General features: G+C 37.1%; 9 protein-coding genes, 1 other RNA gene and 1 riboswitch. Of the genes, 9 read left to right on the top strand and 1 reads right to left on the bottom strand.

Features of this window, described 5'->3' with window-relative positions; translation table 11 throughout:
• Positions 1-86: 86 nt before the first annotated feature.
• From BLW28_RS06895 to BLW28_RS06930, 8 genes are all read left to right on the top strand, one after another.
• A complete protein-coding gene (locus BLW28_RS06895) occupies positions 87-1,571 on the top strand; it encodes a T9SS type A sorting domain-containing protein (RefSeq protein WP_073217022.1) in 1,485 nt (494 codons plus the stop codon).
• 209 nt (positions 1,572-1,780) lie between these two features.
• Positions 1,781-3,328, top strand: a complete 1,548-nt coding sequence (locus BLW28_RS06900; RefSeq protein ID WP_073217020.1) for a tetratricopeptide repeat protein — start codon at positions 1,781-1,783, stop codon at positions 3,326-3,328.
• Between the two features lie 119 nt (positions 3,329-3,447).
• Positions 3,448-5,760: a VPS10 domain-containing protein gene (locus BLW28_RS06905; protein WP_073217018.1), complete on the top strand. Its 2,313-nt coding sequence runs from the start codon at positions 3,448-3,450 to the stop codon at positions 5,758-5,760.
• Between the two features lie 97 nt (positions 5,761-5,857).
• Positions 5,858-6,093: riboswitch (cobalamin riboswitch) on the top strand.
• Positions 6,094-6,127: 34 nt separating this feature from the next.
• Complete coding sequence (locus BLW28_RS06910; protein ID WP_073217016.1) at positions 6,128-7,963, top strand: TonB-dependent receptor plug domain-containing protein; 1,836 nt, start codon at positions 6,128-6,130, stop codon at positions 7,961-7,963.
• Between the two features lie 3 nt (positions 7,964-7,966).
• Positions 7,967-9,052 (top strand): YncE family protein, encoded by a 1,086-nt coding sequence (locus tag BLW28_RS06915; RefSeq protein WP_073217014.1) that lies wholly within the window; start codon positions 7,967-7,969, stop codon positions 9,050-9,052.
• A 23-nt stretch (positions 9,053-9,075) separates the two neighbouring features.
• Positions 9,076-10,368, top strand: coding sequence for a T9SS type A sorting domain-containing protein (locus BLW28_RS06920; RefSeq protein WP_073217012.1), 1,293 nt, complete (start codon positions 9,076-9,078; stop codon positions 10,366-10,368).
• Positions 10,365-11,339 carry a T9SS type A sorting domain-containing protein gene (locus BLW28_RS06925; RefSeq protein WP_073217010.1) on the top strand — a complete coding sequence of 325 codons (975 nt, stop codon included), beginning with the start codon at positions 10,365-10,367 and terminating at the stop codon, positions 11,337-11,339. Before BLW28_RS06920 ends, BLW28_RS06925 begins: the two co-directional genes overlap by 4 nt.
• Before the next feature lie 49 nt (positions 11,340-11,388).
• On the top strand, positions 11,389-11,775 hold the full coding sequence (locus tag BLW28_RS06930) for an acyl-CoA thioesterase (protein ID WP_073217119.1): 387 nt from the start codon (positions 11,389-11,391) through the stop codon (positions 11,773-11,775).
• A 200-nt stretch (positions 11,776-11,975) separates the two neighbouring features.
• Here the strand turns inward: BLW28_RS06930 and ssrA are convergent.
• Positions 11,976-12,374: a transfer-messenger RNA gene (gene ssrA / locus BLW28_RS06935) on the bottom strand.
• Positions 12,375-12,523: 149 nt separating this feature from the next.
• On the opposite strand from ssrA, the gene BLW28_RS06940 reads away from it, so the two are divergent.
• A complete protein-coding gene (locus tag BLW28_RS06940) occupies positions 12,524-13,738 on the top strand; it encodes an NAD(P)-dependent oxidoreductase (protein ID WP_073217116.1) in 1,215 nt (404 codons plus the stop codon).
• The last annotated feature ends 20 nt before the right edge of the window (positions 13,739-13,758 follow it).

Raw genomic sequence — 13,758 nt, forward strand, 5'->3', positions numbered from 1 at the left:
CTTTTACATTGTCAATTTTATTTAAAGGAGTGTTTAAACATCAGTTTTAGGGTTCAATAGTTTTAATTAATCAAAATTCATTCAGTATGAAAATTAACACCAAAAATATTGCTGTGTTTTGTAGCTTATTGTTTTCAATTTCCACATCTGCGCAATTCACACAACAATCGAAACTTGTAAGCCCTGAAAGAGGTTCTAGAGATGAATTTGGTACTTCCGTAGATATTCGAGGAGACTTTGCAATTTCGGGAACACCTCGTTATGATATTGCTGCAGGTGCTGCATATATTTATACGAAAGATGCCAATGGCAATTGGAATTATCATCAATCCCTAATTCCTGACGATAGTAAACCTATGGCCGAATTTGGAGGAGCTGTAAAGATGTCCGAAGATTATATTGTTGTGGCTTCGGGTAGAGCAGATATCGGCCAAACTATTCGTGCTGGCGCTTTGTATGTTTATAATAGGGATGAAACCAATTGGAATTTTAGCACCAAAATTATTACTAGCGACTATAGCAATGATGCCATGCTGGGAATGACGCATACAAGTTTAGATACTGAAAATAACACCATTGTTGCCGGGGCTCCAGGTGAAAATGTTTGGACTGGAAGTGTCTATGTGTTTGAGAAAAATGGTGGTGAATGGTCTGAAGTTCAAAAAATACTAAGTCCTTCACCCGAAGAAATTAGTAGTTTTGGAATAGGTGTAGCCATTTCTGGGAATACCTTGGTAATTGGTGCCAATGAAGCCAATAATTTTATAGGAGCAGTTTATATCTACAATAAAAATGCAAACGGGCAATGGATATTTAATCAAGAAATTACTGCCGCGGATGGCATCTCAGGCGATTATTTTGGATCATCAGTGAGTATAGATGATAATATTATAGTTGTTGGTGCTTTTGGAGTAAATGGAGTAAAAGGCGCAGCATACGTATTTAAAAAGAACGATTCAGGAAGTTGGGAAGAGTTACAAAAGTTAACTGCCTCTACATCTATACCCGATGCTCACTTCGGATTTCAATGTGATGTTGCAGGAGCAAACTTGGTAGTGGGCGCACCTCACGCCTGGGCTTTTACCCTTGGAGAAGTGTTTTTATTTAATGAAAACGTATCAGGGCAGTGGGAAGAAACGCAAATAATTCAGAGTAACGACATAGCGGTAGCAAACTTTTTTGGATGGTCCGTAGCTCTTTACGAAGATCAAATAATTGCAGGTGCTCCTTGGGAAAACACAGATGAAAACGGAAATAATCCCATAGACGAATCAGGATCAGCTTATATTTTTAAAAATCCATCTTTGCATACATCAGATTTCAACAAAAAGGAAGCAAGTGCTCTCTACTATCCCAATCCTACAGAAAAATTATTAACCATAGCAAGTACTAATAAAAGGATTAAAACTATAAAAGTGGTAGGTGTAACAGGGCTGTTGTTAAAAAAACACGATGAAGTAAATTCTGTGAATTTCACCTTAGATATACAACATTATAGTAATGGGGTTTATATGGTATATGTCGAATTTGACGATGGCTCTAAAAGCATTCAAAAAATAATAAAACATTAGGTAGAAGTTAGTTTTTTCAAATTGAAGTAAAGGCCAAGGCGTAAAATGCTTTGGCTTTTTCATTTTAATGGGTTCCGATTTTCATGCATTATAAACGCATACTGTATATTCCATTAATTTAAGCTTTAGGAGAAAGTAATTGTAAACCCTATTTTATTTTTATATTCGTTTTTTTAAGAGAAAAACCAAGTCGCCCAAACCCATTATAAATGAAATCCATTTTTATAGCACTTTTTCTACTAATAAATGTGCAGCAAGAAACTAGGCAGGAATGCGATGCTTATATACAAACAGCTATAGAGGCAATGCACAAACAAGAGCATACCAAGTCTTTGGAGTTGCTTATTAAAGTTCAAAAAATAGCTCAGGAAAAAGGTTGGTATAAGGAATTGTTTTTAGCCCTAAATAACATTGGAGCCAATTATTACAAACTTTCAGATTATGGAGAGGCCCTCGAAAATTATCTCGCAGCCTACGATATAGCATTAGCTCATTTGGATTCGAAACAAGAAATGGTGGTGCTTAACAATATTGGAATTCTCTTTTATCAAGAAAATAATTTGGCAGAAGCTGAAAAATATTTTTTGAAAGCTTATGACATCGCTACAGAACATTCCGATGATTTTAAAAAAGGCTTGTACGCTGTAAATTTAGGGTTGGTATATAATAATGCAGGACGGCTGTCGGAAGCAAATACCTATTTACAAAAAGCATTACCACTACTAGAAAACAACCAAAACGTACTCTTACAAGGAAGATATGCATTGGCAGAAAACCTTTATTTAAAAGGAGAATATCCAAATGCGAAGAAAACCTTGTTGGCTTTAATTCCAGAATTAGACCGCACAGAATTTATAGAACAAAAAGCATCCGGTCTGTTATTGCTTTCCAAGATGTTTCAAAATGAAGGAAATATTGAAGAAGCCCACAAATACGCCAGCGCAGCGCAAAGCAGCAATAACAGTTTAGATTCGCAAATACGGGTACATCAGCAGCTATCTATTTTAACTTATAACAACAAAAATTATGAAGTGGCACGTGTTTATAAAGATTCGGTTATTTTACTTCAGGATAGTTTGTACAAAATAAAAAGTAATAGTCAGTTTGAAGCCAATCGTGTAAAGTTTGCCATTCGCAATTATGAAATGGAAATTATAGAAAAGACAAAAAATTTCCAAGCAGAACGTAAGCTGCTATACATTTTGTTTGGGGGAATTGTCATCTTGCTTCTTATATTAATTTGGGCTTGGCGAAGCAATGTTATCAAATTCAGACAGAAAAAAATTATAGCAGAACGAAATCAAAAGATTAAAATGCTGGAAATGGAGAGCGAACTAGAAGCAAAAAATAGAACGCTAGCGGTAAAAGCGTTGAATATGTCTAGTAGAAACGAAATGTTGCAAGAGGTGATTCAGAATATGAAGGAGCAGCTAGATTTAGCTAACAAACCTGAAATTCGAAACTACATTTCACAGTTAAATAAATACTTGAAAAAAGACACTGCCAAAGATGATTTCTTATTACATTTTGAAGAAACCAACTATGGATTTTTGAGTTCCTTACGCGAAAAGCATCCAAGTCTCAATGCCAATGATATTCGATTTATATCGTATTTATATATGAATTTATCTATAAAAGAAATATCCTCACTATTAAATATTACGCCCGATGCTTGTAGAAAACGAAAGGAGCGTATCGCAAAAAAAATGAATTTACAAGAAACTGCAGAATTGTTCCCATATCTCTCAACTATCTAAAACAAAGTACTGTCGCAGAAATTATTGCTACATGTCCTACTTATTCGTGTTGGTTTTTGTTTAAAAATGAAATGTATTTGGCAATTTAGCCTTATCAATCATTTTAAATAATTAACACTATGAAAAATCAAATTACGCGCTTCTTATTTTTTCTTCTTATTTTTTTCGCCTGTAGTCCGTTCTATGGGCAATTGGAATTTGTAGGTTCAGCTGAATACGGAAGAATCTTTAATATTACATACGACCCTCAGGTTGAAAACAAATTGTATGCAACTTCTTTGAACAACCACATTCTCGTTTCCGAAGACAACGGAGAAAACTGGAATGTTTTGTTTTCTATGACTTTTGGAGAGGTTATGGAATTTCAGAACCTGAAAATGACCAACAACAATACGGCTCTGAGTTTTATTAAATACAATCAAGATTCGCCAGACAACACTATTTTGATATTCGACTTAGATACTGAAACCATTATTAACGAAATCGAAATACCAGCTATTTCAAATGTAAATACAATTCAATCATACAGCATCTATCCACAAGACTCCAATATCATTTTAATGAACGCTGTATTGGATTTCGGAACTTCAGAAAACACCTACTACACCACCGATGGTGGGCAGAATTGGGAAATGGTATATTCAAAGAGTGATTTTGATGAGGTTTCATTAAACAACATTGCAATTAACCCAGAAAACCCAGAACACTTAATTTTAACCCGAGGTTTTGGACCAAATGGAGTAGAAGGAGGAATGCTAATCTCTACCGATGCTGGCCAAACGTGGGAAGTAAAGTTGGAGGGTATTGTATTAAACCCAGTTTCCTTTAATCCGTTTAATACTGATGAAATTTATGCAGGAACAGGGATTAGCTTTGGAAGCACTCCAGAAAACATATACCGTTCTATTAACGGTGGAGATTCTTGGGAAACCATTCCATTAATGTGGACAGCTGGAAACCTGGACAACATCAATTACATCGCTTTTAATCCCAACAATGAAGGACATATTATTGTTCTTGAAGAAAATGAAATCGTTATTTCTACCGACAATGGTGTTTCGTGGACAAACTATGTGTATGATATGGACGATGTTCATACCTATTATTCAGGTTGGAATCTTTCATTCAATCCATTTAATGAAGATGAAGTATTTATAAATAGCGATTACTTTCCTTTGAAATCGGAAGATGGAGGAGCTACCACTTTATGGAAAAAGAATAATTATTTTAGGTCGACAGGAACCTTAGGAATGTTCTCAGGGATTACGGAGCATTTGTACTACGGAGTTCAATACGGTTATGTGCACCGAAATCTTTCTACAGAAGTTGAAGAAAACTTTAATATAATGCCTTTAACAGCATACTCTCAGGGAGGTGCTCCTCCATTGTTCGTAGACAATACTATGGAGGGCAGAGTGTTTATTTTTAGCAGTGGTTGGTTTGGCGCAGACTTGAAAGTGAGTGTTGATCACGGCCAAACACAATATCAAATTCATAATTCGTATATGAATTATGTCGATGCGCTTGTAGCAAACCCTTTTAATTCTAATGAAGTTTGGTATGCGATGTCAAATAATATGGGTGATGTAGAGTTTTGGAAAGCAGATGTAACCGATTTAAATGCTATTACAAGTACTCCAATTACAACCCCAGAAACAGGTACGATTAACGGAATTTATTTTGATGAAGCGGTTTCAGGTAAAGTAATAATTACAATTGGTACAAATGTTTACAAATCTGAAGATAATGGAGCTACTTGGATACTTTCGAGTCGAGGTTTAGAAGAATTGGTGCCAGATTTCGATTTAATTTTAGATCTATCAGCTAATCCCTTAAATACTGACCAGTTAACTATTTCAACCAATAAGGGAATTTTCACGAGTATGGATGGAGGAGATAATTGGATTAAGATATATGAGAATCTTGTCTACAAAACATACCACTCCTCGGTTACTGAAGGCCATATTGTAGGAATTGTTCTCAATTCGGCAATTTCAGACTTTACCATTGTTTATTCTAGTGACGCTGGGGAAAATTGGGAGGAAATAAATAATGACGAATTGTTAAAAACCGCAGCTACCGATGCTCTCGTAAAATTTCAAGAAGATAGTGCTGAGGTTTATATTGGCAGTATCGATCTAGGATTGATGCTTTATACCATCGATTTACAAGGCTTAGGAAGTGAAGGTATAACCAGGCATTCTTCATTGATTAAAGCTTATCCTAACCCAACGAATGATATTTTATATTTAAAGAGCGACAAAAACAGTATGAATTTAAGTTTATATTCATTGACAGGGCAACTTGTATTTACAGAGTCAATTAGCAGTAACGTAGCTCAAATAGATTTAAGTTTCTTGTCTGACGGAATCTATCTTCTTAAAGTTGAAAACGAAGCAGGAGTTGAAACCTTGCAAGTAGTAAAGCAATAGGTTAAAAGCAACAACCTATTATAAATAAAACAGAAAGGGTTTGGCTTTGAATAAAAGTCAAACCCTTTTTTGTTGACCATTACAATCAATTTATTCATACCTTCGCGCCACATTTGGTTTGCATCTGAAAATTTTTCAGAGCAATTAAAAGGGAATTAGGTGCCATTGGTTAATACCAATCTAAACCTGAGCTGTTCCCGCAACTGTAAGCTTTGTCCGCCGTAGGTGGATGCCTGTAATTAAATCTTCAAGAAATCCACTGTCCGCCTCGGCGAATGGGAAGGAGAATTACCGGACGCGAGCCAGGAGACCTGCCACTTGTCAATCAATTTAAATACGTTGGCTTTCGGGTAAAAGGCCTCGGGTTATGAAAGAAATTTTCTACATCCTGTTTTTATGCATGGGCTTTGGTCAGGTGATTTATTCCCAGACCGATAACATAACCACATTGGAAAATGTGTACCTCAAATCTGTGCGTATAAAAGATTCGGCTTACACCACCAATGTCACAATCCTTAGCGATAGTGTACTTCGTCAAAACCAAGCTTCACTCACCAATCTATTAAATTATAACAGCACCGTTTATTTCAAAGAAAACGGGTTGGGGATGGTTTCATCACCTTCATTCCGCGGCACTACAGCATCTCAAACCGCTGTTCTTTGGAACGGCATAAACATCAATTCGCAGACCACTGGACAAACCGATTTTAACACCATTAATATCCGTGGCTATAATAAGATTGAGGTAAAACCAGGCGGTTCTAGTGTAGCCGATGGAAGCGGTGCAATTGGCGGGACAATTAACTTGGTCAATCAACTTGAGTACGACGCTGGATTTAATAACGAACTATTTTTTAATTATGGCGAATTCAATACCCATGGATTAGACTATCGCACTTCATATTCTTCAAAAAAGTTAAGTCTTATGCTCGGGGTGGCAAGAAATGGTTCAGACAACAATTATCCGTATCCCGAAACAGAGCGAATCAATAGCAACGGACATTACCAAAACACGAATATCAGTTTTGCAGCCAGCTCAAAACTCGATTCAAAAAATACATTAAAGGTTTTTGCAAATGTTTATAAAGGCAGAAGAAACTTTTCAGTACCAACACCCAATGCACTAAAAACTAAATACACCGATTTCAATACCCGTAGCTTAATAGAGTGGGAGCGTGTTTTGGGAAAATTTGTTTCCAACTTAAAGGTAGCGACAACTACGGAGGAGTATCGTTATTTTGGAAATATTGCAAGTGACTTTTATACCACAGCAACGGTAAATAGTTTAATTGCAAAATATGGATTGGATTATGCTTTCTCCAACAACATGCTCTTTAGTCTGGGTGCAAACTATACCAGAAATGATGGGCAAGGCTCCGATATCCAAGCCGAAACTAGAAATCTAGCCGCGGCAATTGTCAGTTTTAAACACAAGATTTCCAAATCTGTTTTATACGAAATAAGCCTGCGGCAGGAAGCGAATGCAGCTTATGGAAGTCCGTTGCTTTATTCAGCCGGTATGAGCGTACAACTTACGAGCTTCTATCAATTAAAACTAAACACTTCAAAAAACTATCGAATCCCCACCTATAATGATTTGTACTGGCAAGGTTTGGGTAATCCAAATTTAAAGCCCGAAGTATCCTATCAAGGAGAAATCAGCAATAATTTTAAAATTAAAAACGCTTCCCTTTCTGTTACAGCATATTACAATTCAGTAAAAAATCTCTTGCATTGGATTCCCGGCAGCGACGGCATTTTCAGACCCGAAAACACCAATCAAGTTCAGATTTATGGGTTGGAATCTATTCTGAATCTAGAAAGGAAAATCGATTCCCATCTTTTCAGTTTATCAGCTACGTATGCCTATACGATTTCTGAAAACTCAAAAACTCAAAAACAACTTATCTATGTACCCTTCCATAAGTTAACTGCTTCTGTAGGTTATGGATTTAAAAACTTTTCTGCCTATTACCAATACCTCAACAATGGCGAGGTATTTACAACTACCGACAATGCTACCGAACATATTCTCAACAGTTATATGGTTGCCAATTTGGGCGCCGAATATGCGCTTGGCAAACAAAAGAAATACAAACTCGGAGTACAAGTTTTAAACCTTTGGGATGAAGCTTATGAAAGTGTTCAAAACCGACCTATGCCTGGAAGAAACTTTAATTTCTATATCAACTTAATTTTTTAATCTATGAGAAATCCATTTTATAAAATTGGAAGCTTTTTGCTATTGCTTTCGTTCTTTGCAGTCTCTTGCACTAGCGATGATAGGGAAACTCCAAAAGAAGAAACTCCGCTAAGTGGTGATTATGCACAAGGAATCTTCATCTTGAATGAAGGTGGATTTGGCTACTCAAATGCTTCGGTTTCCTTTTTAGATGCCGCCGGACAGATTTACAACTCCATCTACTCAAATGTCAACAGCACCAATTTGGGCGATACCGCGCAGAGTATGGGGTTTGAGGGTGATAATGCGTACATAGTTGTCAATAATTCGTCAACGATAGAAGTGGTAAACAGAAATAGCTTCCAACATATCGCTACGGTTTCAAATATGATTGTAAACCCGCGATACATCGTTTTTAAAGGGAATAAAGGCTACATCAGCAATTGGGGGGATCCTAATAATGTAAACGATGATTATTTAGCCGTCCTGAACTTAGAAACCAATCTAGTGGAAGCCAAAATTTCAGTAGTTGAAGGCCCTGAAAAGCTATTAGTTTACAATGGAAAAATCTACGTTGCACATAAGGGCGGATACGGGTATGGAAACACTATTTCAGTAATAGACATGGCTTCACAAAGTCTGCTTGCTAGCATTCCGGTTGCCGATGTCCCTAACGGAATGGTTATTAAAAACGGCTTCCTTTACGTTATTTCTTCAGGAAAACCATCGTATACACAGGATGAAACCTTGGCAAAACTCTTCAGAATAAATCTTGAAAACAATAATGTCGAAAATGTGCTAACCTTTCCTCAGGGGAAACATCCCGAACATTTAGAGTTAGATAATGAAGCGCTCTTTTACGTTATGGACAACAGTGTTTATACAATTAGCCTAAGCGACTTCCAACTCTCACAAAACCCATTTTTCGAACCTACTTCAGATGGGGTAGAATTGCTTTATGGTTTTAAAGTAAACCAAGGCAATATATACATAGCAGATGCTAAAGATTATGTTTCAAACGGTGAAGTTTTTATCTATAACCTCGCTGGCGACTTACAGGAAAAACACACAGTTCAAATCATTCCGAATTCATTCTATTTTAATAATTAATAAATATTTAAAAATTGCTTACCATGAAAAATCATTACACAAAAACAGTAGTAGTATTAGCTGCATTGCTCTTTACAACCTTTGGGTTTTCCCAGAGTTACACAGACGGAGTTTTTATTCTAAACGAAGGTTTAATAGGAACTGAAAATTCAGAAGTATCCTTTTTAGACACTGACGGCACGCTTGAAAACAATATTTTTTCCGCACAAAATGGAGGAATGGCTTTAGGAGATACGGGTCAAGGAATGGGGCTTACCGAGGATTTCGCCTATGTAGTTTTAAATTACAGCAATGAGATAAAAGTAGTAAACAGAACCACATTTGAGTTCGTCGCTACCATCACAGATCAAATTGAATTGCCTAGACATATCGCTTTTTTTGAGGGTAATGGTTACGTTACCAATTGGGGCGATCCAGGCAATACAGACGATGATTTTGTAGCCGTTATAGATCTTGCTACCAATACAGTAACGGGAACAATTCCCGTAGCCGAAGGCCCGGAGGTAATACTAGAGAAAAACGGAAAACTCTTTGTGGCTCATAAAGGAGGTTACGGCTATGGCAATACAATTTCAGTGATTGATGCTATAACTGAAGAGATTACAAGTTTAGATGTTGCAGATGTTCCTTCAGCTATAAAGCTAGACGATTCTCATCTTTACGTTTTGTGTAGTGGGAAACAAGCTTGGACAGGCGATGAAACAGCAGGTGGCCTTTATGTTTTCGACTTATCCGACTTTCAAAATGTAACAGTGTATCCATTTGAAATCTCTGAACACCCTGAGTTTTTAGGCCTGGATGATACAGATCTTTATTATGTGCTTAATGCAGATATCTATAAAATGGAACTAGGGGCTAATGCGCTTCCTGTATCTCCTTTTATTGAAACTATTTCTAACGGGGTTCAAATTCCGTATGGCTTCAACAAAATTGATGATAAATTATACCTCGCAGATGCTGTAGATTATGTGAGTGCAGGTAAAGTATATGTTTATGGAGAAGATGGAAGTTTTGAAGCTGATTATAGCGTGGGTCCACTTCCTAATAGTTTTCATAAATATCAAGAAGAAACGGTTTCAGTGGCTGATTTTGTACTTTCTGCAATTGCGTTGTATCCAAACCCAACCTCAGCAAACTTCTATTTAAATACTTCGGAAGCAGCCAAAATCAATATTTACGATTTAACGGGGAGATTGGTACAAACAGCGAATTATAACAATGAAGCCGTTTCAGTAGACGGATTAAACGCAGGAGTCTATTTTGTGAATATTGAAATAGAAGGAAAAACAACTACTCAAAAACTAATAGTTGAATGAGAAAATTAGCTTTTCTATTCACCATACTAAGTCTGACCCTTCACGCCCAAAGCTATCCTCCAGCTGCGGGCCAGATGGGGTCAACAGCAATTCCGGCGGATAGTCCGCTATTTGTGGCATGGGCCACAGGAGTATCGGTTACGCGTGGTCTAATAGATATTTCCAATCCAGAACTGCAGCATAATGGCAGTAATTATGCTACTTATGGGCAACCCGAAGATGCCTTGGGACCACCAACAAATCAGGTGGTAAGTTTGGGAGATGCAGGTGTGGCAATCCTCACTTTTGATAAACCCATAACCGATGGCCCTGGGTTTGATTTCGCGGTATTTGAAAACGGCTTTGACGATAACTTTTTAGAATTAGCATTTGTAGAAGTTAGCTCCAATGGGGTGGATTACTTCAAATTTCCATCCCATAGTCAAACCCAAACCAATGTTCAGGTAGGAGGATTTGATCCACTGGATCCAACCTATTTAAACAACCTTGCAGGAAAATACCGTGCGTTTTATGGAACTCCCTTTAACCTTTCAGAATTAGAGGATAACCCAAATTTGGATAAGAACAGAGTCACTCATATTAAAATCATCGATGTCGTTGGAAGCATAGATCCACTTTATGCGCGTTATGATAGCTTTGGTAACGTTATAAACGACCCATTTACCACACCTTTTTATTCCAGTGGTTTTGATTTGGATGGGGTAGGAGTAATTAACGAGCTGGTTTTAGGTATTGATACTGACGAAGCAATTTCTGTGTCTATCTATCCAAATCCGACTACAAAGTATCTTTATATCAACACAAAGCAGGTAGTGCAAGCAACAATCTATGACATGAAGGGTAGCATTATTTTATCTGAAAAGAACAACGGCCAACAAGGTCTAAATGTTTCCACACTTCAAAATGGAGTATATGTTTTACGTGTTGGTTTCGAGGGGAAAACGAAACTATTTAGATTTATAAAGGAGTAAAATGGATGCTAATGAAGAATTTCATTTGCTTTTAAATCAAACAATTAAAATGAATATAGAAGAACGAATAGAAAAGTCGGAATCGCGAATTTTTAAGGCAGTATTCCCCAACACTACAAATCATTATGATACTCTTTTTGGAGGCACCGCTATGCAGCTGATGGACGAAGCGGCATTTATTACTGCTACTCGATTTAGCAGGCAGCGGATGGTAACAGTGTCTTCGGATCGTATTGATTTCACAAAGCCTATTCCCGCTGGCACTATTGTGGAATTAGTAGGTAAAGTCTCCTATTTAGGTACGACGAGCCTAAAGGTTAAAGTAGATATATACATAGAGGAAATGTACACATACAGCAGAGAAAAAGCTGTTAGTTGTGTTTTTACTTTTGTGGCAATAGGCGAAAATAAAAACCCTGTTAAGGTTTTAAAATAAGCGACTCGATGTAGAAAAAAGCGATAGCCAATATTTAAAATTCTTAACGCCTTACACTAAAAAAGTATTTATTCATCACTTATTGACGTATGATGCTAGAGTCTTTCTCGTTAAGAGGTGTAATTTGAGTTTTTAAATAAAAATGGTGACTAAAAAAGGAAAAACCTCAACCATTTAATTAACTTATGGTTGAGGTTTTTTTGTGGAGCCGGGGAGATTCGAACTCCCGTCCAAACAAGCAATTATAATGCTTTCTACATGCTTAGTTTTCATTTAGGTTTTCGTGAGATTGCCGGTCGAAAACTACCAACGCACTCCTTATCTTCGCTTGAGCTTCACAAGTGCATCAAAGCCCTACACTTGCTAGGTTTACTATTACGAAGCCACTAAATCAACCGCCGCAAACCAAGGCCGTTGAGTGACTTCCTGCTTACCCACCTTGTGGGCCGAGGCACATCCTACTATGATTCGGATTATGCAGCTAGGGCGTAGTTGTTCTCGCCGTTTAAAAAGTGTGAAATATGATATTAACGAGCTATATCCCAGCGCTCGGCATGCTTACAATACAATTAGACTCGCTGTCAAAACCAGTCGGCCCCATTAAATCAGTAATCAGTGTTCAGTAACCAGTATTGGGTGAAAATTTAACCTGAAACTTCGAACCAGAAACCTGAATCCGATGGCAAAGATACATGAAAAACCCTATCTTTACCTGCTCATATTTACTCAAAAAACATACCAAATGTCAATAACCTTTGCCCTCATCAAAGAAAGAAAGAATCCGCCAGATCGTCGTGTAGTATTTTCACCTAAAAAATGCCAAGAAGTCATTAAGCAATTTTCTGGAGCAAGGATAATTGTTGAAGCTTCTGATATTCGTATCTTTTCTGACGATGATTATCGAAAGGCTGGATTTGAGGTAATGGAAGATGTGTCTGAAGCTGATGTAATGTTGGGAGTGAAGGAGGTTTCTAAAGAGGCGCTTATTCCGAATAAAAAATATTTTTTCTTTAGCCATACCATAAAAAAACAGCCTTATAATCGAGGTCTTTTACAAATGGTGCTTGAGAAAAACATACAGTTGTTTGACCATGAAACAATTGTAAACGAATGGAATCGTCGATTGATTGGATTCGGTTATTATGCTGGATTAGTAGGCGCTTATAACGGTTTTCGTGCATTAGGCCTTCGTGATAATATTTTTGAATTACCAAAAGTTGAAAATCTTCCCGACCTTACTTCAGTAAAAGCTGAATTGGATAAAATTTCACTTCCACCAATGAAAATTGTGCTTTCAGGTTCAGGAAAAGTGACTAAAGGCGCAAAAGAAATCTTAGATCATTTAAAAATACGGGAAATTACAACTACAGAATATCTCTCTCAAGATTATTTTAATGAAGCTGTATATTGTGTGATCCGTGTGGCTGACTACAATAAAAGAAAAGATGGAGGGGAGTTTGACAAACCAGAATTTTATAGTAACCCATCCGAGTATGAAGGTGATTTCATGAAATTTGCTAAGACTAGCGATGTTTTTGTTTCAGGTCATTTTTATGGTGAAGGAGCTCCATTTCTATTTACTCGTGAGGATGCTAAACACCCTGATTTCCGAATAAATTTGGTTTCTGATATTTCCTGTGATATCGATGGCCCCGTAGCTTGTACCATTCGAGCTTCCACCATTGCGAATCCATTTTACGGTTACAATCCCCAAGATGAAAGTGAAGTGGTTTTTGATGCTCCCGGAGCAATTACCGTTATGGCGGTTGATAATTTACCTTGTGAATTGCCCAAAGATGCCAGTCAAGGCTTTGGCGATATGTTTTTAGAAAACGTTATTCCTGCATTTTTTGATGGTGATAAGGAAGGAATTTTACGACGCGCGCAGATTACTACCGAAGAAGGGATGTTAACCCCTAAATATGCCTATCTACGCGATTATGTTGAAGCTGTTTTAAAATAGGAATTTAGACTTAATCAAAT

The organism is Aequorivita viscosa (assembly GCF_900106795.1).
In the GTDB taxonomy this organism is placed as follows: Bacteria; Bacteroidota; Bacteroidia; order Flavobacteriales; family Flavobacteriaceae; genus Aequorivita; species Aequorivita viscosa.